Origin of the sequence: Micromonospora sp. CNB394, assembly GCF_000374985.1 — a bacterium.
GTDB classification, from domain to species: Bacteria; Actinomycetota; Actinomycetes; order Mycobacteriales; family Micromonosporaceae; genus Micromonospora; species Micromonospora marina.
The window spans coordinates 57,963-80,214 of sequence record NZ_KB895851.1; the positions used below are offsets into that span (position 1 = coordinate 57,963).

Consider the following 22,252-nt stretch of genomic DNA (forward strand, 5'->3'; position numbering starts at 1 on the left):
TTCGTGTCCCGATCGGATGCCGACGGTGACACGAACTCCTTGATCACCGGATAGAGGTCAGGCGGGGGTGCAGGTCACCGCGGGGATGGAGTTGGTGCCCTGCCAGGTGCCGATGAAGCCGAAGCTGGTGCTCGCGCCCGCGCCCAGGCGGCCGTTGTAGTCGACGTTGCGGGCGGTGTACGCCGACCCGCTGTTGCTGACGCTCGCGTTCCACGCCTGGGTGACGGACTGGCCGTTGGCGTACGTCCAGCGGACCGTCCAGCCGGTGATCGCGGCGGCTCCGGCGGTCACCTTGACCTCGCCCTGGAAGCCGCCCTGCCACGAGTTGCCGACAGTGTAGGTGGCGGTGCAGCCACCGGACGGCGAGGGCGTGGTGGGCGGCGGCGAAGTCGGGCTGACGGTCGGGCTGGTCGTCGGGCTGACGGTGGGGCTGACCGTCGGGCTGGCGGTCGGGGTGCTGCCGGCGTACACCGACGCCTCGCGGGAGGTGGCGGCGATGCCGTTGGCGCCGTTGAAGATCCGCTGCCCCCAGCTGGTGAGCTGGGCCGGGTTGAAGCCGGTGGTCATGTCCAGGTACTCCACGCCGCCGCCGTTGCCGCTCCACGACCAGCCGAGGTAGCCGATGCCGTTGGCTTGGGCGTACGCCATGATGGCGTCCTCGTCGGGGTTGCCGTCGGAGTGGTTGAAGCCGAACTCGCCGACCACGATCGGAAGTCCGGCGGCACGGAACCGGCCCAGGTAGTCGCTGATCTCGGCGGCGGTGTCGAACACGCCGTACATGTGGATGGAGAAGACGGTGTTGCGCTGCGCGTCGGCGGCGAAGACGGTGCCGGCGTTGTCGCGCATGGTGAACGACCAGTCCTGGCCCCAGTTCGGCGCGTCCACCATGATCGTGTGGGTCAGGCCGGCGGCGCGCAACCGCTTGATCGCGTTCGACGTGTCGGTGGTCCAGGCGCTGTAGCCCTGGTTGCCGAACGGTTCGTTGCCGATGTTGACGATGACGTACTTCTCCTGGCCCTTGAGCACGTCGGCGATGCTCAGCCAGTAGTCGGTGGCCTTCGCCAGCGAGGCGGCGGCGCTCTCCTCGCCGTACCCGGTGGTGTCGTGCACCTCCAGCACGCAGATCAGCCGGTTGGCCCTGCACAGCGAGATCACGTTGGCCACGTCGGCGGCGCTGTTCTTCGTCCAGCGGTCGCCGCTGGACAGCACCACCCGGACGGTGTTCGCGCCGAGCGCCTTGATGTCGGCGAACGAGCTGGTCTGCTGCGGGTACCAGGTGTGCGCGTGGTTGACCCCGCGCATGACGAACTCGACGCCGCCTGCGTCGTAGAGCCGCCCGTTGGAGACGGAGAACCCGGTGGCGGCGTGAGCCGGCTGCCCGAGGGCGAAGACGGCGGCGAGGGCCGTCAGCAGGGCGGCGCCCGCGACGGAGAGCAGTTTCTTCATGGCTGTCCTCAGGGGAAGGTCTCCCCCGTGCCCGAGCGGGGGTGCGGTGACGGTGACGAGGTGGTGGCGACTGAGCCCGGTAGCCGCCGCCCGGTTCCCGAACGGACGCAGGCATCAGCGTAGGGCGATGGACACCTTGAGGCAAACGGTTAAGCGGCATCAGCGGGGAGAAGGTGACACTCGCCGGAGCTTAGGAGCTCAACCGGTTAAGAGCACCAGCGAAAGCGGACAGCAGGGTTGAGGCGCGCCGGGCGGGGTATCCGGGGACGATCCGCCCGGGAAGGAGACGTGCCATGGTCAACGTCGGTTACACCCTCATGTGCGAGCAGGCCGGCCCGAAGGAACTGGTCGACCACGCCGTACGCGCCGAGGCCGCCGGCTTCGACCATCTGGTCATGTCCGACCACTACTACCCGTGGCTGGAGTCCCAGGGCCACTCCCCGTACGCCTGGTCGGTGCTCGGCGCGGTCGCCCACGCCACCAGCCGGGCCGAGCTGATGTCGTTCGTGACCTGCCCGATCCGGCGGTACCACCCGGCGGTGGTGGCGCAGAAGGCCAGCACCATCGGGGTGCTCTCGGACGGGCGGTTCACGCTGGGCCTCGGCGCCGGGGAGAACCTCAATGAGCACGTGGTGGGCGGATGGCCGCACGTGCAGCAGCGGCACGAGATGTTCGAGGAGGCGCTGCAGATCATCCGGCCGCTGCTCAACGGCGAGACGCTGACGTTCTCCGGCAACCACTTCGACGTGCCGGACGCGTACGTCTGGGACCGCCCGGAGCGGCCGGTGCCGATGGCGGTGGCCGCGTCCGGGCGGCAGTCCGCCACGCTGGCCGCCGAGTACGCCGACGCGATGATCGCCACCGACCCGCTGTCCCACCTGATCGACATGTACGAGGAGGCGGGCGGCGCGGGCCGCCCCCGCTACGGGCAGGTCGCCATCTGCTACGGCCCGGACGAGGACGAGTGCCGCAAGATCGTGCACGACCAGTTCCGCTGGTTCGGCCTGGGCTGGAAGGTCAACGCCGACCTGCCCGGCCCGGACTCGTTCGAGGCGGCCACCCGGTTCGTCCGGGAGGAGGACGTGGCCGAGGGCATCTCCTGCGGCCCGGACACCGACCGGCACGTCGAGGCGTTCAAGAAGTTCGTCGACGCGGGCTTCACCCACGTCGCCCTGGTCCAGGTGGGCGGCGGCACCCAGCCGATGTTCCTCGACTGGGCCCAGGAAGAGCTGCTGCCCCGGCTGCGCGAGCTGTGACAGTCGCACCGCTACCTCCCCCGCTGAGGAGTTGACGCCATGCGTATCGGGAACACCGAGATCCGGCCCGCCGGAGGCGGGCTCGGCTGCCTGCTGATGATCCTCTTCTCGATCGTCGCCTCGGTGGTGCTCACCGTGCTGCTCAACCTGGTCCTGTAGAACGGGGGCCGGCGACCCCGGCGGCGACACCGCGGCGCAGCTCGCTGGCCTTCCTGGGCGGCGTGACGCTCGGCGTGCTCGGGCCGTTGACGCTCTGGGGTCGTTCAGCCGGCCGTGAGGTCCATCTCGGCCAGCACCGGGTAGTGGTCCGACGCCGTCTCCGCGTCACCGTCGCGGACCACCCGCACCGCGCGTACCCGGTCGGCGAGCGCCGGGGTCGCGAGCAGGTAGTCCAGCCGCATCCCGGCGAACTCGGCGCCGCCGTGCCGGGTCGGCACGGTCAGGCCGCCGGGCTCGTCGCCGCCGGAGCGCGGCCACAGGTCGGCCAGCCCGGCGTCGAGCAGCCGGGCCACCGCGCGGGTGTCCACGGTACGGCCGTCGCGGCGCAGGTGCCGCCGCCGGTACGCCGTCGCAAGCCCGGCCAGCCGGGCGGTGTGGTCGACGGTGGGCTCCAGCGTGTTCAGGTCACCGGCGAGCAGGGCCAGCTCTCCCCCGGTACGCCGGAGCGCGGCGGCGAGCCAGTCCGCCTCCATCCGCCGCCGCCCACCCGAGTACGGGCTCAGGTGGGCGCTGAACACGGTGAGCGGTCCCGCGCCGGTGGCGACCTGGACCCGGGCGGCGGCGTGGTGGAACGGGCGGCGGACCGGGCCGGCGCGCAGCGCCCGCAGCGGCGGGCGGACCAGCACCGCCACGGGCTGACCGAAACAGGACCGGGCGAGGTGCGCCGTCATGCCGAGCCGCCCGGCCAGGCCGCCGAGCGTGGCGTCCATGCCGCGCAGTTCCTGCAGGGCCAGCACGTCGGGGCGCTGCGCGGTGACGACCGAGACGATCCGGTCCCGGCGGTCGGTGCCGTCGCCGTCCCGCCCGCCGGTCCGGATGTTCCAGGTCATCACCCGCAGCATCGGCTCAGCCCGGCCGCGCGGCCTTGGCCAGCTCGTCGTCCAGCTCGTCCACCTGCTCGGACTCGATCGCCGGCCGGTTGCCAGCGTGCACGTCGGCGTTGGGCCGGATCACCCAGTACAGCAGCGACAGCCACAGCGTGCCGAGCAGGATCGCGCCCATGAAGTCGGTCGGGTGGTGCATGCCCCGGTACATCCGGGAGGTGGCCACGCCGACCGGCATCAGCACCGCCGTGCCCACGAACAGCCACCGCCACCACCTGTCGGTACGTGGGAACACGATGACCGCCATGGCGGCCCAGAGGCAGATGGTCGCCGCGATGTGCCCGGAGGGGAACGACGAGGTGGGCATCGGCCCGTCCAGGTTCTCCACCGGCGGCCGGGGCCGGTCCACCACCCGGGCGCTGGCCAGGAACAGGCTCAGCTCACCGAACATCGCCAGCACCACGTACAGCACCGGTCGCCACCGCCGCCACACGGCCAGCACGATCGGACAGAACACCAGCGACACCAGCAGGATCGCGTGGGTGTCGCCGAACTTGCTCCACCACCAGCTCAGCTCCGTGAGCGCGTCGGTGTGCCGCTCGGCGAACCAGCGCGGCACCTCGGTGTCGAGCGTGTCGAAGAACGTGCCCTTGGCGTAGTAGCTGACGAACATGCCGAAGGCGTAGAGCACACCGAAGACGAGCACCCAGCCGACCAGCAGTTCGGCCACCGCCGAGCGCGGGTGCTCCAGCACCTTCTCCTCCTCCGGCGCGAGCGCCAGCTCCTCGCCCGCCTCCGGTTCCAGGCCCTCGCGCAGCGGCGGCACCGGCCGGCCGCGCTCGCGCCGCCACAGCCGGAAGGCGTACGCGGTGACGCCCAGCCAGGCCGCGCCGAGCAGCCAGCCGCCGATCACGTCGGACACGAAGTGCACGCCCAGCGCGATCCGGGTCAGCCCGACCAGGAAGATCAGCACGGCGGCGACGGCGATGGCGGGCTTGCGCCAGCGCGGCGACATGGCCGGCAGGAACACCAGCAGCAGCGCCCCGTACGCGACGAACGAGCCGAGCGCGTGACCACTGGGGAAGCTGTTTCCCGGCGCGCTGGCGATCGGCACGTCCACCACCGGGCGCAGCCGCCCGACCAGCGCCTTGAGCGACGGGTCGAGGATCAGCCCACCGGCGCCGGTGACGATCAGGTAGACCGCCAGCCGGGGCTGGCGGCGGATCAGCAGGCCCACCACCGCGATGGTGACCAGCCAGATCAGCACCGGCCGGCCACCCAGGTCGGTGACCGCCTGGAGCACGGTGACCAGCGGTCCGTGCGGGGCCACCAGGCCGTTGAACCACTCGGCCACCGCGTGGTCGGCGTCGCCCAGCGGGCTCCACCGGAACCGGACCAGCATGAGCAGCAGCCCGAACCCGACGCCCGCGCCGGCCACGACGAGCAGACCCGCCAGGCTCCGCTCGGCGAAATGACCCAGCGGCCGGCGCCCGGTTTCCTTGACCGTGGTCACACCGCACCTCCTCTTCCTCTGCGAGGCGCGCTGTACCCGATCGGCCTGTCCCGTACACGCGGCACCGGCGCGGCGTCCACGCCGGACGGGCCCCGGCGTCAGAGCGAGGTCATCTCACCGGTGTCGAACATCTCCTCGCGTTGCGCCTCCGGCTCCCACAGGTCCGGTTTCGCGGGCTCCTCCACCCCGATGCGCATCGCTTCGAGCTGCGCGGCGAAGGCCAGTCCGCCGAACAGCGCGATCCCGGTGAGGTTGGCCCAGAGCAACAGGGCCATCATGCCGGTCAGCGCGCCGTAGGTCTGGCCGAATCCGCCGCTGTACTTCACGTAGGCGGCGAGCAGCAGGCTGGCCAGCCACCAGAGCGCGATGGCGATGGACGCGCCGAAGAAGAGCCAGGACAGGCCGGGTTGACGGCGTCGCGGGGCGTGCCGGAACAGCACCGCGACGGCGAGCACGGTCAGGCCGAGGCTCAGCGGCCAGCGGATCACCTCCCAGGTGGCCATGGCGAGGTCGCCCCACTCGTAGTGCCGCCGCACCGACTCGCCCATCGCCCGGCCGCCGACCAGGATCAGGAACCCCGCAAGCGCCGGTACGCCGGCGAGCACCGCGAGGATCGCGGCACGCACGTACTTGGGCAGCGCCGGGCGGTCCCGCTCGACGCCGTAGATCCGGTTGGCGCCCCGCTCGATCTGCGCCATCGTGGTGGTCAGCGCGACCAGCCCGGTGAGCAGACCGAGGGTCAGCGCCAGCTCACCGGCGTCCTCGGTGCGTTCGCTGTCGGTCAACAGGTCCTGCACCATGGCTTCGCTCTGGCCGGGCGTGATGGCCAGCACCGTGTCGGCGACGACCTTGCCGCCCTCGTCCACGCCCAGGTCGGTGATCAGACCGGTGAGCGCGATCAGGAACGGCACCACGGCCAGGCAGAGCTGCAACGCCAGCGCCCGGGAGTGGCTGAACCCGTCGCCGTAGCGGAACCGGATGAACGCGTCCCGCAGCAGGCACCAGCCGCCGTGCCGGCGCAGCGTGTGCCAGGCGTCGTCGGCGGACAGCTGGTCCTCGGCCATCAACCGGGTCTCGGGGACAAGCTTCGTGCTACTCACGGCGGGCCTCCTCGATCAGGTGCTCGCCGCGCTCACCGGCCGCGTCGGCGTCCACCGCCAGGTCGGGGTCCTCCTCCGGGCGCGGTACGCAGAGCCAGAGCGACTCGGGGCGGACGGTGGCCTTCAGCGAACGGCCCGGCTCGATCAGGTCGCCGTCGAGCTGCCGGGGCTGCGCCCGGGTGCTGGTGATCTCGACCGAGCGGGCCCGGAACACCTCCAGCCGGGGCACGCTGTCGCGGCGGCGCAGCACCGCCCAGCCCATGGCGACCCAGTGGCGCAGCGTACGCGGCGTCAGCACCGCCACGTCGAGCCAGCCGTCGTCCGGTTCGGCCTCGGTGAGCAGGCGTACCCCGCCCTGGAGGCGCCCGACGTTGGCGACCAGGACCGAGCGGGCCCGGCGGCGCATCGGCGGCTTGCCGTCGACGCGCACCGAGACCCGCATCGGCCGGTCGCGCAGGTGACGGGCGGCGCCCACCACGTACGCGGGCCAGCCGATCCGCTTCTTCGTGGTCTCGGAGGTGGAGTCGAGCATCTGGGCGTCGAAGCCCATCCCGGCCATCACCGCGAAGCACTTGTCGCCGACCACGCCGACGTCGAGGCGGCGCATCCCGCGCTCGACGGCGACCTGCAGCCCGGCGGCCAGGTCGTTGGAGAGGCCGAGGTTGGCGGCCAGCAGGTTGCCGGTGCCCTGGGGCAGCACTGCGAGCGCCACGTCGGTGCCGGCCAGCGCGGTGACGCAGGCCATCACCGTGCCGTCGCCGCCGCAGGCGAAGACGACCTCCGCGCCCGCCTTCACGGCCTGTTCCGCCTGGCCGCGGCCCGGGTCCTCGACTGTCGTCTCGTACCAGGCCGGGGCCGGCCACCCGGCGGCGGCGAGCGCGCCGTCCACGGTGCGGCGGAACTCGTCCAGGTCGGCCACCTTCACCGGGTTGACCACCACTGCCGAGCGCGGGGTGCGGTTCTCCGCGTTCACCGGGCGCTTGTCGTCTGCACCGTCCACGGCGACAGTGTGCCGGACACGGGGCGTGACGGCGACCCGGCGAAGCGGGACGTTGCGAGGACCGCAAACAGGTTTGAAAACCTGGTGGCCTCAGGCGGCCTCACGCAGCGCCGCGTCGACGCGGCGTCGCAGGTCGTCGATGTCCACCCCGGCCTCGGTCACGGCACGGGCCCGGTCGGTGAATCGTTCGAACATCACGCCTCCCAGCTCTCGCGCACCGCCGGTCGCCCGGCGTGCTTCTTGTGGACCGCCTGCCGGCTGACCTCGAGGGCGTCGGCGATCTCCTGCCACGACCAGCCCTGTCGCCGGGCGTTGCCGACCTGGATCACCTCGAGCCGCTCCAGCAGCCGCCGCAGGGCGAGCACGGCACGCAGGCCGACCTTGGGGTCGGTGCTGCCGGCTGCCGCCGCGAGTTCCGTCGCCTGACTCATGCTGTCAATTGAGGTTGACAGCACGTCACCTGTCAACCTTGGTTGACAGGTGACCCGGCCTGCCGCTGTCCGGCCCGTCCCGGTGTTACGGTCCGCTGGTGTTCCGCCGCCGTCCGCTGGACCGGCCGGTCGAGTCCGCGCGCCGGCTCACCGCCGGCCGCCTCACCCTGGAGATCGCCGGGGGCAGCGTGGTCGGGCACCGCTACCCGGAGAACTACGACGTGCTGCACGTCGACCCCGAGCTGCCGCTCGCGGTGCTCTGCGACGGGATGGGCGACGGCGAGGGCAGCCGGGTGGCCGGCACGACCGCCACGGAGACGTTCGTGGCGCAGGTCCGCGCCGACTGGCCCGCCGTCGGCGCCGCCGCGCTGCGGGCCGCCGTCGCCGAGACCCAACGGCGGGTACGCCAGGCCGGCGCCGCGCAGCCGGGACTGACCGGGTGCACGCTGACCGCGCTCGTTGTCGAACCCGACGGCGACCAGGGCTGGCTGGTCCAGCTCGGCGACTCGCGGGCGTACCGGCTGCGCGACGGGCTGTTGGAACTGGTCACCGTCGACCACACCATGGCGTGGCTCGGCCTGCTGCACGGCTGGTGGCCGGCGGACTCGCCGGAGGCGGCGCGGGCGCGTTACCAGCTGCTGCGCTACGTCGGCCACCCGGACCGGCCCGAGCCGGACCTGCTCGCCGTGCCGCTGCGCCGGGGCGACACCTGGCTGCTGTGCACCGACGGCATCAGCGACCAGCTCGGCTACCACCGGCTGCGCGACCTGCTCTCCGCGCGGCGCGACCCGGCGCGCACCGCCGAGGCCCTGCTCGCCGCCAGTCTGGACGAGGGCGGCGAGGACAACGCCACAGCCGTCGTGCTGCGCGTCCACCCGGCGCTGCCCGCCCCGCGCTGACCGCCAGTTTCGCCGACCCGCTCCGGCCCACCCGGTCCCGCGACTACGGTGGATGAAAAGCAGGGGTCGGGAGGTGAGCCGGGGTGGCCGCACCCAGCCAAGGCGCGGTGGTCGTCGGCGTCGGCCGGTCCGAGGCCGATCTGACGCTGGTCCGCACGGCCGCCGCCGAGGCCGCCGCCCACGACCGGCCGCTGCACCTGCTGCACGCGTTCAACTGGCCCGCCACCGGCCCCGCCCCGGCCGGCGGCACCCGGGTGGACGCGGAGAACGTGCTGGAACACGCCGGACGGGTGGCCACCGAGTACGCGCCACAGGTTCCGGTCACCGGCGTGATCGTCGAGGGCTCCCCGGTCGAGGCGCTGCTGCGGGTCGCCGACACCGCGTTCCTGATCGCACTCGGTGACGGAGGCGGCTCGGCTCACCCGGACCGCGTACCGGCCGACACGCCCGCCGTGGACGTGGCCGCCCGGGCCGGCTGCCCGGTGCTGGTCGGGCGCACCGAGCCGGCCCCGCCCGGGCCGCTGCTCGTCGGCTTCGACGGCTCGTCCAGCTCCCGCGCCGCCCTCGCGTACGCCTTCGACTGCGCGCAGCACCGCGGCGCCCGCCTGCTCGCCGTCCGGGTGATCGAGCCGGAGTCCGGCGACCCCGACGACGGGCGGCTGGACGAGGCGGTCACCCGGCAGGCCCTGCGGTACCCCCGGGTCGCCGCCGACTGCGAGACCGTCCACGGTGAGCCGCGCTCCGTCCTGCTCGACCGCTCCCGCGCGGCGCAGCTCGCGGTGGTGGCCGCCTGGGGAGACGGGCCGTTGGGGTCCACACTGGGCGCGGTCAGCCAGTCCCTGCTCTACCACTCGCCGGCCCCGCTGATCGTCGTCCGGGGAGTCGCCACGGACGCCGGGGACGGGTCATGACGCCCGCACGAGGCGGGACCAACGGCCCTGACCGGAGCCCCCGGACGGGGGCGAGGCTGGACGTGTCGGGGAAGAAGATGTGGTCCCCGAGTGGCAGCCGACCCCGAGCCACGAGAGGCTAAGGCAGCATGGACACCGCGGTGAACCTGCACAGCCCCCTGACCGAAGACGAGTTGCGCCGGCTGGACGCCTACTGGCGCGCGGCGAACTATCTGACCGTCGGCCAGATCTATCTGCTCGACAACCCGCTGCTGCGCGAGCCGCTCAAGCCCGAGCACGTCAAGCCGCGCCTGCTGGGCCACTGGGGCACCAGCCCCGGGCTCAACCTGCTCTACACGCACCTCAACCGGGTCATCGTGAACCGGGACCTGTCCGCCATCTTCGTCACCGGCCCCGGCCACGGCGGCCCGGCGCTGGTGGCGAACACCTGGCTGGAGGGCACCTACAGCGAGCTGTACCACCACATCCCCCGGGACGAGACCGGCATGCAGCGGCTGTTCCGGCAGTTCTCCTTCCCGGGCGGCATCCCGAGCCACGTGGCGCCGGAGGTGCCGGGTTCGATCCACGAGGGCGGCGAGCTGGGGTACGCGCTGAGCCACGCGTACGGCGCCGCGTTCGACCACCCGGACCTGCTGGTGGCCTGCGTGATCGGCGACGGCGAGGCGGAGACCGGCCCGCTGGCCGGGAGCTGGCTGTCGAACGTGTTCCTCAACCCGGCCCGCGACGGCGCGGTGCTGCCGATCCTGCACCTCAACGGCTACAAGATCGCCAACCCGACGGTGCTGGACCGGATCCCCGGCGACGACCTGCGGGACATGATGCGCGGCTTCGGCTACCAGCCGTACGTGGTCGAGGGCGACGACCCGGCGACCGTGCACCAGCTGCTGGCCGCCACGCTCGACCGGGCGGTCGACGAGATCACCGCGATCCAGCGCCGGGCCCGCTCCGGCGAGCACGTCGAGCGCCCCCGCTGGCCGATGATCGTCCTGCGCACGCCGAAGGGCTGGACCGGGCCGTCGCAGGTCGACGGCAAGCAGGTCGAGGGTACGTTCCGCGCCCACCAGGTGCCGATCTCGCAGGTCCGGGACAACCCGGCGCACCTGGCCGAGCTGGAGCGCTGGCTGCGCAGCTACCGGCCGGAGGAACTGTTCGACGCCACCGGCGGCCCGGTCGCCGAGGTGGCCGAGGCCCCGCCGACCGGTGACCGCCGGATGAGCGCCAACCCGGTCGCCAACGGCGGCAGACTGCTGCGCAACCTGGAGCTGCCGGACTTCCGCGACTACGCGGTCGACGTCCCGACGCCGGGTGAGCCGATGGCCGGCGCGACCGGTGTGCTCGGCCCCTGGGTTCGCGACGTCATCGCGCGCAACCCGGAGACGTTCCGCCTGTTCGGCCCGGACGAGGTCGCCTCGAACCGGCTCGGTGCGGCGTTCGAGGTGACCGACCGGGCGTTCGTGGGCACCGAGGTGCCCGGCGACGACCACCTCTCCCCCGACGGCCGGGTGATGGAGGTCCTCTCCGAGCACCTGTGCCAGGGCTGGCTGGAGGGCTACCTGCTGACCGGCCGGCACGGCATCTTCACCAGCTACGAGGCGTTCATCCACATCGTCGACTCGATGGTCAACCAGCACGCCAAGTGGCTCAAGGTGACCCGGCACATCCCCTGGCGGGAGCCGGTGGCGTCGCTGAACTACCTGCTGTCCAGCCACGTGTGGCGCCAGGACCACAACGGCTTCTCGCACCAGGATCCCGGCTTCATCGACCACGTGGTCAACAAGAAGGCCGAGGTGGTCCGGGTCTACCTGCCGCCGGACGGCAACACGCTGCTGTCCACCATGGACCACTGCCTGCGCAGCCGGCAATACATAAACGTGGTGGTGGCCGGCAAGCAGCCCGCGCCGAACTGGCTGACCATGGACGAGGCGGTCCAGCACTGCCGCCGCGGCCTGGGCATCTGGGACTGGGCCAGCAGCGACGACGGCACCGAACCGGACGTGGTGCTCGCCTGCGCCGGCGACGTGCCGACGCTGGAGACGCTCGCCGCCGTCGACCTGCTGCGCCGGCACCTGCCCGACCTGAAGGTGCGGGTGGTCAACGTGGTCGACCTGATGCGCCTGCAACCGCCGTCGGAGCACCCGCACGGCCTGCCGGACAACGAGTTCGACACCATCTTCACCCGCGACAAGCCGGTGATCTTCGCGTACCACGGCTACCCGTGGCTGATCCACCGGCTCACCTACCGGCGGACCAACCACGACAACCTGCACGTGCGCGGCTACAAGGAGGAGGGCACCACCACGACGCCGTTCGACATGGTGATGCTCAACGACCTGGACCGCTTCCACCTGGTCATCGACGTGATCGACCGGGTGCCGGGGCTGCGGTCGCGCGCCGCGCACCTGCGCCAGGACATGGTGGACGCCCGCCAGGCCTGCCGCGACCACACCCGCCGCCACGGCGAGGACGACCCCCGGGTCGCCGAGTGGCGCTGGATCCGCGAGAACGACGCGGCCGTGCGGAGTGCCGAATGAGCGGCGAGGAGATCCTGGTCGGCTACGACGGGTCCGCCGACGCGGCGGTCGCCCTGAACTGGGCGCTGGACGAGGCGGGCCGGTCGGGGCGGCCGGTACGCCTGGCGTACGTCTTCGAGTGGTTGACGGTGACCGGCTGGATCGGGCCCGGCGTGGCGCCGGGGGTGTGGCCGGACGAGGCGGCCCGCCAGCAGGTCGAGGAGCTGGTCCGCAAGGCGGCGGCGGACGCCGCCGCCGACCGGCCGGGCCTGACCGTGCACGGTGAGGTGTTCGACGGGCCGCCCGCCCTGGTGCTCCAGGAGCGGTCCGCCGAGGCCGGGATGCTGGTGCTGGGCAGCCGGGGCCACGGCGGGTTCGGCGGGCTGCTCGCCGGTTCCACGGCGGTCTCGGTCACCGCGCACGCCCACTGCCCGGTGGTGGTGGTCCGCGACGGCCAGACCGCCACGTCCGGGCCGGTGGTGGTCGGCTCGGACGGCTCCGAGTCGGCGCTGCGGGCGCTCGGCTTCGCCGTCGAGCGGGCCGCCCAGCGGGACGTGCCGCTGCGGGTGCTGCGGGCCTGGGAGCCGCCGGGTGACCGGTGGGTGCCGCCGGACTTCGACCCGGAGCAGGTCGCCGCGAGCGAGCGGGCCGCCGCCGAGGCGGAGCTGGCGCCGTGGCGGGAGAGCTTCCCCGACGTGCCGGCCGAGATCGAGGCGGTCCCCGGCAGCGCGTCGCCGCTGCTGGTGGAGGCGAGCCGGTCGGCGCAGCTGGTGGTGGTCGGCAGCCGGGGCCGCGGCGGCCTGCGCGGCATGCTGCTCGGCTCGGTCAGCCAGCAGCTCATCCAGCACTCGCACTGCCCGGTCGCCGTGGTACGCGAACGCTGACTCAGCGGCCGGGCGCGGTGGAGCCCTCCTCCGGGTCGAGCGAGAAGTACTCCTCCTCCTCCTGGGCCAGGTGCAGGCGCAGCACCGCGTCCAGGCCGTAGAGCGCGGCGAGCAGATCGGGCACCTCGTCACGGCGCAGCCGGCCGTCCGGCTGCGCCGTGAGGTGCCCGCCGATCCGCTCCACCAGCCGCACGATCTCCACGTGCGCCCGGCTCATCGTGGAGGTCGCCTCGGCGCTGCCGAGCGGACCGGCCAGCGCCGGATAGAGCTGCCGTTCCTCGGCCGCCTCGTGCGGCAGCACCTCGTCGACCAGGCGCCGGTGCACCTCCCGCAGCGCCGGCAGGCACGCCGGGTCGTCCGGACGGGTGGCCACCAGGTCGGCGGTGTCGCGCAGCCGGTTCAGCACGTCGCGTACGCCGCCGTGCTCGCCCGCGTACCGGTCGAGCAGTTCGCGGGTGCGCGCGGGCAGGTCACGCCGCCGCAGGCCGCCGCCGAGCGCGCGCAACGCGTTGAGGATCACCACGACGTCGATGCCTTCCTGGAGGAACGCGCCGGCCACCGGGGGCAGCCGCCCCGCGGCGGCCACGAGCATCGCCAGCACCGCCAGGCCCATCCCGACAGTGGCGCTCTGCACCGCGATGCGGCGGGCGTACCGGGCGATCTCGACGGCGTCGGCGAGCCGGTCCAGCCGGTCCACGGTGAGCACCGCGTCGGCCACGTCCGCCGAGGCGGTCGCCCCGGTCGCGCCCATCGCCACGCCCACGTGCGCCTCGGCCAGCGCGGGCGCGTCGTTCACGCCGTCGCCGACCATCACCGTCACGGCGTGCGCCGACTCCTGGCGTACCCGATCGGCCTTCTCCTGCGGCGAACACCGCGCGATCACGTCGTCCACGCCCACGACCTGCGCCACCTGCCGGGCCGTGCCCGGACGGTCGCCGGTCACCATCACCAGCCGGGACAGGCCCGCCTCGCGCAGCCGCCGCACGGTCCGCCGGGCGTCCGGGCGGACCGGGTCCTCCAGCAGGATCGCGCCGAGCGGCCCGTGGTCGTCGCTGACCCACACCGCGGAACGCCCGGACCGTTCGGCGCGCTCACCGAGCCGGCCCGCCCACTCCGGCGGTTCCCCGGCGAGCTGCCCGACGCGCACCGTCCGCCCGTCGACGCGCCCGCTCACCCCACGCCCCGGCTCCTCGGTGACCTGCGCCGGCTCGGCCAGCGGCAGCCCGCGCTCGCGGGCCTGCCGGACCAGCGCGGCGGCCAGCACGTGCGGGGAGAGCTGCTCGACCGACGCGGCCAGCCGCAGCACCTCGCCCCGGTCGCCGCCCGGCGCCACCACCACCTCGGCCGCCCGGGGCCGCCCGGCGGTGAGCGTGCCGGTCTTGTCGAGCAGGAGGGTACGGGCGCGGCCGAGCTGTTCCAGCGACCCGCCGTCCCGGACCAGCACACCGCGGCGGGCCACCCGGGACAGCCCGGACACCACCGCGATCGGGGTCGCCAGCAGCAGCGGGCACGGGGTGGCCACCACCAGCACCGCCACCGCCCGGCTGAACTCGCCGGACAGCAGCCACGCCAGCCCGGCCAGTACCAGCGTGAACGGCACGAACGCGGCGGCGTACCGGTCGGCCAGCCGTACCATCGGTGCCTTGCGGGCGGTGGCCTCGCCGGCCAGGCGGACGATGCCCGCGTAGGTGCTCTCCGCCGCGTTGCGGCGGGCCCGCAGCCCGAAGCCGGCGCCCGCGTTGACGACACCGCTGGCCACCTCGTCCCCGGCCGCACGGTTGACCAGCTGCGACTCGCCGGTCACCACCGACTCGTCGAGCGTGGCCGCCTCCTCGACCACGCCGTCCACCGGCACCACGTCACCCGGCCCGACCAGCAGCCGATCCCCCACCGCGACGCGGTCCAGCGGCACCACCTCGATCCCGCCGTCCGGGGTGCGCCGTCGTGCCTGCCGGGGCGCGCGTTCCAACAGCGCCCTCAGGTCGCGGGTGGCGCGGCGCCGGGCGTACTCCTCCAGCGCCCGCCCGGTCGCGACCATCACCGCGATCACGGCGCCGGCCAGGTACTCCCGCACCAGCAGCGCACCGACCAGCGCCAGCACCGCGATGACGTCCACCCCGAACTGCCGCAGCCACAGCTGGCGCAGCGTCGTCCAGGCCGCCGGCACCAGGGCCACCACGGTGACCGCCGCCCAGACCAGCCGGGCGGCGTCGCGTGCGCCGGCGAACCACAGCGCCGCCCCGGCCAGCACGGCCACCGTGAGCAGCACCAGCGGCGCCCACTCGGCCCGCGCCCACCGCCGGGCACGGGCCGGCTGCTCGGGTACGCACTCGCGTGGCTCGCTTCCCACGTGCGGATCGTCTCAGTCCGGACGTGGTGCGGGCGGGGCGACGCGGGTAATCCGGGGGCGAAGGGCCCCTGCGGGGGCGGCCGGGCATGCCCGAGGATGGAGCGGCATCCCCACCCGGGGCGTCCCGGGCGTGGGGCACGATGGGGGAAACAGGAAAGGTCGTGACGATGAGCCACGAGACGCCGCCCGGCGATCGCCCGTTGACCACCGCGCTCGCGGAGGCCGCCGGAATGGCCGGCCACGCCCCCTCGGTGCACAACACGCAGCCGTGGCACTGGACGGTCCTGCCCGACGCGCTGGAACTGCGGGTGGTCCGCGAACGGCACCTCAGCGCCCTGGACCCGGAAGGGCACCTGCTGGTGGTGAGCTGCGGCGCCGCGCTGCACCACGCCCGGGTGGCGCTGGCCGCCGAGGGCTGGACCCCGGTGGTGGAGCGGCTGCCCGACCCGACCGAACCCGACCTGATGGCTCGGATCACCGGCCTGAAGCACACCGGCACCGAGCCCGACGCCATGCGCGTCGTGCAGTGCATGCAGGTACGGCACACCGACCGGCGGCCGGTCAGCGACGAGCCGATCCCCACCGCCGCGCTCGACGACATCGACCGGGCGGCCACGCTGGAGGGCGTTCACCTGCAACTGCTCGACGACACCCAGAAGATCCAGCTCGCGGGCGCCGCCCAGCAGGCCGCCGCCGTCGAGGCGGACAGCCCGGAACTGCTCGAGGAACTGGCGTACTGGACCAGCCGGGCCGGCACCGGCACCGGGCTGCCGCCGGAGGTGTTGCCCGAGCGGGCACCCCAGACGACCGTTCCGGCCCGCGACTTCGGCCGCGCCGGCTCACTGCCGATCGGGCCCGGCCACGACAAAGCCGCCGTGTACGGGATCCTCTGGGGCTCCGACGACGAGCCGATGAGCTGGCTGCGCGCCGGCGAGGCGCTCTCCGCCGCCTGGCTCACCGCCACCCGGCACGGGGTGTCGCTGGTGCCGCTGTCCGGTGTGGTAGAGGTCGAGAGCACCCGCCAGGTCCTGCGGCAGATGCTGTCCGGCCTGGGGTTCCCGTACATCAGCATGCGGCTCGGCGTGGCCGACCCGGCGCACGCCGGCCCGCCGCACACGCCCCGGCTGGACGTCGCGCAGACGGTCGACACCTCGGCGGTCCGCGACCGCCTCGCCTGACCGGTCTCGATCAGGGCGGCCACCCGGCGATACCATCGCCGGGTGGCCGCCGCACCCCAGTCCCGGCACGAGCACCTCACCCCGTCGCTCGGGCTGACCCCGCTGTCCCGCGTCCGCCTGGACGAACTGCTCCAGGAGATGCTCGACCGTGTCGGCGAGGTGGTGACAAGCCGTGAGCGGCTCCGCGCACTGCTGGACGCGGTCGTCGGCATCGGGTCCGACCTCGACCTGCGCAGCACGCTGCAACGGATCGTGCAGTCGGCGTGCGAGCTGGCCGGCGCCCGCTACGGCGCGCTCGGCGTGATCGGGCCGGACCGCCTGCTGCACGACTTCATCGTCCACGGCATCAGCCCCGAGCTGCACGCGAAGATCGGCGAGCTGCCGCACGGGCGGGGCGTGCTCGGCCTGCTCATCGACGACCCGAAGCCGGTCCGCATGCCGGACATCACCACGCATCCCAACTCGTACGGCTTCCCGCCGCACCACCCGCCGATGCACAGCTTCCTCGGCGTGCCGGTGCGCATCCGCGACCACATCTGGGGCAACCTCTACCTGGCCGAGAAGCAGGGCGCGGCCGAGTTCACCGAGGACGACGAGGAGATCGTGGTGGCGCTGGCCGCCGCGGCCGGGGTGGCGATCGAGAACGCCCGCCTCTACGCGCTGGCGCACCGGCGGGAACGCTGGCTGGCCGCCGCCGCGGAGATCACCTCGGTGCTGCTCGGTGAGGTACGCCGCACCGACGCGCTGACGCTCGTGGCCCGCCGCGCCCGCGAGGTCGCCGAGGCCGAACTGTCGCTGGTGCTGCTCTACGACGAGGACGAGGCGCAGTTCACCGTCGAGGTCGTCGACGGCGCCGACCCGGTCGCCCGGGAACTGGTCGGCGCGGTGCTGCCGGCCGCCGAGACCAGCTTCGCCGCGTCCGTCACGCAGGGCCGGCACGACCAGGTCGACGACCTCGCCGCCGCGGCGCCCTGGCCCCGGCCGGTGGTCGCCGGGCCGGCCGTGATCTCCCCGCTCACCGCCGCCGACACGCTGCACGGCGTCCTGGTGATCGGCTACCGGACCGACCACGGGCCGGCCGCCGACGACGACCTCGCCCTGCTCGCCAGCTTCGCCGGCCAGGCCGCACTCGCCATGGAACGGGCCCGCGGGCAGGAGGAGCGGGAACTGCTGGTGGTGCTGGAAGACCGCGAACGCATCGCCCGTGACCTGCACGACGTGGTGATCCAGCGGCTGTTCGCCACCGGCCTGCAACTGCAGAGCGGCGCGATGAACGCCCGCCCCGAGGCGGCCAAGCGGATCAACCAGGCCGTCGACGACCTGGACGCCACCATCCGCGACATCCGCCGCACCATCTTCGAGCTGCGCACCCCGATGAGCGCGGCGCTGCGCACCGAGATCCGCGAGGCGATCGAGGTGGCCGCCGAGTCGCTCGGCTACCGGCCGGACCTGGAGCTGATCGGCCCGATCGACAGCGCCGTCCCGGACGACCTGCGCCCCGAACTCACCGCCGTGCTGCGCGAGGCGCTGTCGAACGCGGTACGCCACGCGCAGGCCGACCGGGTGTCGGTGCGCGTACGCGTCGGTTCCGGCCGGGTCGAGATCACCGTCACCGACGACGGGGTCGGCTGCGACCCGGAGGCGGCCCGCAGCGGCCTGGTCAACCTGCGGGAACGGGCCGAGCGGCTGGGCGGCGAGTTCGCACTGCGCCGGGCCGAGCCACGCGGCACCGAGGTGCGCTGGAGCGTCCCGCTCGACTGACAGCCGGTCAGGTGTTCCTGCCGAGCAGCCGGGTGGCCAGCACCGCCGCCTGGGTGCGCCGCTCCAGGCCCAGCTTCGCCAGCACGCTGGAGACGTAGTTCTTCACCGTCTTCTCGGCCAGGAACATCTTCCCGGCGATCTCCCGGTTGGTGAGCCCCTCGGCCACGTACTCCAGGATCCGCCGCTCCTGCTCGGTGAGCGACTTCAACTCCCGCGGCTGCTCCACCCCGCTGCGGATGCGCTCCAGCACGCGGGTGGTGATCGCCGGGTCGAGCAGGGACTGCCCGGCCGCCACCCGGCGGACCGCGTCCACCAGGTCGGTGCCGCGGATCTGCTTGAGCACGTACCCGGCGGCGCCCGCCATGATCGCCGCGAACAGCGCCTCGTCGTCCTCGTACGAGGTGAGGATCAGCCCCTTGATCGAGGAGTCCACGGCGCGGACGTCCCGGCAGACGTCGATGCCGTTGCCGTCGGGCAGCCGGGCGTCGAGGATCGCCACGTCGGGGCGCAGCGCCGGGATGCGGCGCGCCGCCTCCTGGGCCAGGCCGGACTCGCCGACCACCTCGATGTCGCCGCTGCTCTGCAGCAGGTCGGCAAGGCCACGACGGACGACCTCGTGGTCGTCGAGCAGGAACACCCGGATCATCCGTTCTTTCTACCCGCTTTCCCGCCCCGGTGGCACGGGTCGAAAGTCCCGTGCTGCCCGCGCCCCGCGGGACCGACGGCCGGGCCCAGGTGGGGACCTCCGGCCCTGCTCACCGCACCGCCCGCTGACGCACCGTAGTGGCGTACCCGGCCGGGAAAGCCGGCGCCGCACGGGAGGGAGCACCACCATGACGATCGAATACACCGGCGAGCACCTGCGGGCCGCGGTCGCCGACGCGGTCCGGGCGCCGTCGCTGCACAACACCCAGCCGTGGCGGTTCCGGCTCGTCGACGGCGGCATCGAGGTGTCCGTCGACCCGCTGCGCGGCCTTCCCGCCACCGACCCGACCGGCTGGGGCGCGCGGATCGCCGCCGGGGCGGCACTGTTCAACCTGCGGCTGGCGCTCGCCGTGGCGGGCACCCCGGCCACTGTGCGGCTGCGCCCGTACCCGGCCGACCCGGACGTCGTGGCCCGGCTGGTGCCGGACCTGCCGCGCCGCCCCACCCCGGTCGAGCAGAGCCTGTACGGGGCGATCCGCCGCCGGTTCAGCAACCGCGCGCCGTTCTGGCCCGACCCCGTGCCGGCCGAGGCCCGCTGGCGGCTCGGCGAAGCGGCCCGTGCCGAGCAGTGCTGGCTGGAACTGGTGATCGGCACCAGCGCCGTCAACGCGGTCGCCGAGGTCGCCCGCAGCGCCCACCGCGTGCTGGAACGCGACCCCGCGTACGTGGCCGAGCGGGCCGAGTGGATCCGCTCCGAGCCGGCCCCGGACGGTGTGCCCGCCGGCGCCGGCGGGCCGCAGAGCGAACCGCAGGACCTGCTGCCCCAGCGCGGCTTCGGCGGACGCAACCGCGCTCCCGGCCGCGACTTCGAGCCGGAGCCGCTGGTCGCGGTGCTCGGCTCCGCCGGCAACACGTCCGCCGACCAGATCCTCGCCGGGCAGGCGCTGCAACGGGTGCTGCTCACCGCCACCGACGCCGGGCTGAGCGTGTCGATGCTGTCCCAGCCGATCGAGGTGCCCGCCGCGCGCGAGGCGCTGGGGATGTCGCTGGGCCGGTTCGGCACCCCGCAGATGGTGATGCGGATCGGGTACGGCCAGCCGGGCCGCGCCACCCCGCGCCGCCCGGTCGAGGAGGTGCTCGACCTGCCGGTGGTGCCGGCCTGACCCGTACCCCCTCCGCGGCCCTCTCTGTCCGGGTCAGGTGGGGAGCGCGGCCAGCAGGGCGGCCTCCCGTTCCGGCGCCAGGCCGACCGGGGCACGCGCCGGGCGTCCCGCCCGGTCCGGCACGCGCCCGACCTCGCACAGCCACCGCCAGGTGTCGGCCACCGTCTCGGTCACCGGCCGGCAGACCAGCCCCGCCGCATACGCGCGTGCCACGTCCCGCTCCTGCAACCAGCGGTACTCGTGCCCGCTGGGAATCCACACCGGCAGGTCGTTCCACGGCTCCACCCCCGCGGCCAGGATCGGCTCCGGCGCGGTCCACCGCAGCGTCGCGTCCGAGCCGGTCACCGCCACCGCCGCGTCGAGCAGGTCACCCATCGTCGCGTGCCCGGTGCGACCCACCACATTGTACGCCCCGCCGACGCCCTCGGCACCCCGGTCCAGCAGCCAGGTCGCCAGGTCCCGGACGTCCACGTACTGGATCGGCAGGTCACGCGGCCCCGGTGCCAGCACGTCCCCACCCCGGGCGACCCGGTTCAGCCACCACGGCAGCCGCCCGATGTCCTCCCCCGGCCCCAGGATCAGTCCGGCGCGCGCCAGCAGTGCCCGGTCGCCGAAGACCCGCGTCGCGGCGAGTTCCCCGCCCGCCTTGTTCGCCGGGTAGTCACCGTCGTCGGCGTCCGGGTCGGCCGGCACTGTGGGCGCCTCCTCGCCACTGCCGGGCGCGGCGGGTGGCGCGTACACCGATCCGCTGGACACGTACACGTAGTGCGGCACCGCGTCGACGAGCGCCGACGCCGCGTCCCGTACCGCCCGGGGCGCGCCGTCCCAGGTGTCCACCACCAGATCCCACTCGCCGCCGGTGAGCGCGGCCAGCCCGTCCGGCGCGGTCCGGTCACCCCGCAACCTGTGTACGCCGTCCGGCACCCGCCCGTGCACGCCCCGGTTGAACACGGTCACCCGCCAGTCGCGGCGCACCGCCTCGGCCACCACCGCACCGCCGACGAAACCTGTACCGCCGAGCATCAGAAGTCGCATGCGTCCCAGCGTGCCGTCCAGCAACGTCCGGCACAGGCCCCGTTCACGGTCAGCCGATCTGCCAGCGGCAGAACCCGGCCTCCCGCCGCCATCAGCCGCCGCCCGCCCCGCGCCCGATAGGCGCCCGGAGGGGGTCCTTTGGTTGGTGATCAAGGGGTTTGTGTCCTTGTCGGTGCCGGGGGTTGCCGCGAACTCCTTGATCACCGGGGTGTGGGCGCGGTGGTTTCGGCTGGGCCCGGTTGGGGGTCGGGTGTGTGTGGGGGGGGGGTTGTGGGCATGGTGTCGGGTTCGGGGGTGGTGGGCGGCACTGTGGGGGTGGAATCGGCGGCGGGTGGGTGGCGTTGTAACCGGGTGAACGACCGAGCAGCGGCCGAGCCCCGGAGAAGGGGTCGTGCGGCCTGCGGGAACAGGCCCGGCTGCCGGTTGTCGAGTTCGGTTCGGGCGACGTGAGCCGCAGGGAATCATCCTGGTCGGCTGGTCGTTGACGATGGATCCGGCGACGCGTGAGGCCCCGGGAATGATGCCGGGTGGCGGGTCGTTGGACATGCTTCCGGCGCCGCGATGTGGCACCCCCTGCCCCGCGTGCGGCCGAACTCCCTCGAAGACTTTCTTGAGCGCACCCGCGCCGACCCCCGTCGGTGTGGGCGTCGACCCCCGGATGGAGCATTTCTGATGAATACGATTCTGCGGAAGAGCGTGCTGGGTATCGCTGGTCTGGCCTTCACCGGTGGTGTGTTCGCCGGTCCGGTGGCCGCTCACGCGGCGGACACCACGCACGCCGCCAAGCCGGTGGCCGTGAGCGTGCAGGGTGACAAGCTGATCCCGCACGGTGTGCAGGGTGAGCAGTCGCGGATCGAGCTGGACGACGAGCAGACCGCGAACGTGAAGGCGATCATCGCGGCGACGAAGAAGGCCGGGATGGACGAGCGTGCCGCGGTGGTGTCGATCGCGACGGCGTTGCAGGAGTCGAAGCTGGAGAACCTCGGCCACCTCGGTGACCGTAACGACCACGACTCGCAGGGCCTGTTCCAGCAGCGCCCCTCCAGTGGTTGGGGCACGGTGGAGCAGATCACCGACCCCGAGTACTCCACCCTGGCGTTCCTGAAGGGTCTGAAGCAGGTCGACGG

Annotated in this window: 18 protein-coding genes; 9 read left to right on the top strand and 9 right to left on the bottom strand. The window is 73.6% G+C overall.

The annotated features are described in order from the left end of the window. Window positions 1-57: 57 nt before the first annotated feature. Window positions 58-1,446 (bottom strand): cellulase family glycosylhydrolase, encoded by a 1,389-nt coding sequence (locus C569_RS0123485; protein WP_018788190.1) that lies wholly within the window; start codon window positions 1,444-1,446, stop codon window positions 58-60. 293 nt (window positions 1,447-1,739) lie between these two features. On the opposite strand from C569_RS0123485, the gene C569_RS0123490 reads away from it, so the two are divergent. After that, window positions 1,740-2,702 carry a TIGR03557 family F420-dependent LLM class oxidoreductase gene (locus tag C569_RS0123490; protein WP_018788191.1) on the top strand — a complete coding sequence of 321 codons (963 nt, stop codon included), beginning with the start codon at window positions 1,740-1,742 and terminating at the stop codon, window positions 2,700-2,702. A 263-nt stretch (window positions 2,703-2,965) separates the two neighbouring features. On the opposite strand, the gene C569_RS0123500 is transcribed toward C569_RS0123490, so the two are convergent. The 5 genes from C569_RS0123500 to C569_RS0123525 all read right to left on the bottom strand — a co-directional run bounded on the left by C569_RS0123500 (window position 2,966) and on the right by C569_RS0123525 (window position 7,789). Then, entirely contained in the window at window positions 2,966-3,763 is a 798-nt protein-coding gene (locus C569_RS0123500) for an endonuclease/exonuclease/phosphatase family protein (RefSeq protein WP_018788192.1), read from the bottom strand. A gap of 4 nt (window positions 3,764-3,767) precedes the next feature. Next, entirely contained in the window at window positions 3,768-5,258 is a 1,491-nt protein-coding gene (locus C569_RS0123505) for a phosphatase PAP2 family protein (protein ID WP_018788193.1), read from the bottom strand. A 98-nt stretch (window positions 5,259-5,356) separates the two neighbouring features. Next, window positions 5,357-6,358, bottom strand: a complete 1,002-nt coding sequence (locus C569_RS0123510; RefSeq protein WP_026268559.1) for a YihY/virulence factor BrkB family protein — start codon at window positions 6,356-6,358, stop codon at window positions 5,357-5,359. Further along, entirely contained in the window at window positions 6,351-7,358 is a 1,008-nt protein-coding gene (locus C569_RS0123515) for a diacylglycerol kinase family protein (RefSeq protein ID WP_026268560.1), read from the bottom strand. Before C569_RS0123515 ends, C569_RS0123510 begins: the two co-directional genes overlap by 8 nt. A 194-nt stretch (window positions 7,359-7,552) precedes the next feature. Beyond that, the gene (locus C569_RS0123525; RefSeq protein ID WP_018788197.1) at window positions 7,553-7,789 is read right to left on the bottom strand and encodes an HTH domain-containing protein; all 237 of its coding nucleotides are present in this window, start codon (window positions 7,787-7,789) and stop codon (window positions 7,553-7,555) included. Window positions 7,790-7,887: 98 nt separating this feature from the next. On the opposite strand from C569_RS0123525, the gene C569_RS0123530 reads away from it, so the two are divergent. The 4 genes from C569_RS0123530 (at window position 7,888) to C569_RS0123545 (ending at window position 12,993) form a co-directional block, all read left to right on the top strand. After that, window positions 7,888-8,688: a PP2C family serine/threonine-protein phosphatase gene (locus tag C569_RS0123530; protein WP_018788198.1), complete on the top strand. Its 801-nt coding sequence runs from the start codon at window positions 7,888-7,890 to the stop codon at window positions 8,686-8,688. 83 nt (window positions 8,689-8,771) lie between these two features. After that, window positions 8,772-9,599, top strand: coding sequence for a universal stress protein (locus tag C569_RS0123535; RefSeq protein WP_018788199.1), 828 nt, complete (start codon window positions 8,772-8,774; stop codon window positions 9,597-9,599). Between the two features lie 128 nt (window positions 9,600-9,727). Beyond that, a complete protein-coding gene (locus tag C569_RS0123540; protein WP_018788200.1) occupies window positions 9,728-12,130 on the top strand; it encodes a phosphoketolase in 2,403 nt (800 codons plus the stop codon). After that, entirely contained in the window at window positions 12,127-12,993 is an 867-nt protein-coding gene (locus tag C569_RS0123545; protein ID WP_018788201.1) for a universal stress protein, read from the top strand. The genes C569_RS0123540 and C569_RS0123545 overlap by 4 nt, the downstream gene beginning before the upstream one ends. Window position 12,994: 1 nt before the next feature. Here C569_RS0123545 and C569_RS0123550 read toward each other — a convergent pair whose 3' ends face one another. Beyond that, a complete protein-coding gene (locus C569_RS0123550; protein WP_018788202.1) occupies window positions 12,995-15,343 on the bottom strand; it encodes a heavy metal translocating P-type ATPase in 2,349 nt (782 codons plus the stop codon). A 167-nt stretch (window positions 15,344-15,510) separates the two neighbouring features. Between C569_RS0123550 and C569_RS0123555 the strand changes: the two genes are divergently transcribed. Both C569_RS0123555 and C569_RS0123560 read left to right on the top strand, forming a co-directional pair. After that, entirely contained in the window at window positions 15,511-16,521 is a 1,011-nt protein-coding gene (locus C569_RS0123555) for a nitroreductase (RefSeq protein WP_026268562.1), read from the top strand. 93 nt (window positions 16,522-16,614) lie between these two features. Continuing rightward, window positions 16,615-18,282: a GAF domain-containing sensor histidine kinase gene (locus tag C569_RS0123560; protein WP_196806771.1), complete on the top strand. Its 1,668-nt coding sequence runs from the start codon at window positions 16,615-16,617 to the stop codon at window positions 18,280-18,282. Window positions 18,283-18,289: 7 nt separating this feature from the next. Here C569_RS0123560 and C569_RS0123565 read toward each other — a convergent pair whose 3' ends face one another. Continuing rightward, window positions 18,290-18,928 (bottom strand): response regulator transcription factor, encoded by a 639-nt coding sequence (locus tag C569_RS0123565; protein WP_018788205.1) that lies wholly within the window; start codon window positions 18,926-18,928, stop codon window positions 18,290-18,292. Between the two features lie 187 nt (window positions 18,929-19,115). Here C569_RS0123565 and C569_RS0123570 point away from each other — a divergent pair, with 187 nt between their 5' ends. After that, complete coding sequence (locus C569_RS0123570) at window positions 19,116-20,090, top strand: nitroreductase (protein WP_018788206.1); 975 nt, start codon at window positions 19,116-19,118, stop codon at window positions 20,088-20,090. Between the two features lie 33 nt (window positions 20,091-20,123). On the opposite strand, the gene C569_RS0123575 is transcribed toward C569_RS0123570, so the two are convergent. Continuing rightward, window positions 20,124-21,125, bottom strand: coding sequence for an NAD-dependent epimerase/dehydratase family protein (locus C569_RS0123575; RefSeq protein ID WP_026268563.1), 1,002 nt, complete (start codon window positions 21,123-21,125; stop codon window positions 20,124-20,126). Between the two features lie 672 nt (window positions 21,126-21,797). On the opposite strand from C569_RS0123575, the gene C569_RS0123580 reads away from it, so the two are divergent. Further along, window positions 21,798-22,252 (top strand): hypothetical protein (locus C569_RS0123580; protein ID WP_026268564.1); only part of this gene is annotated, 455 nt, incomplete at its 3' end.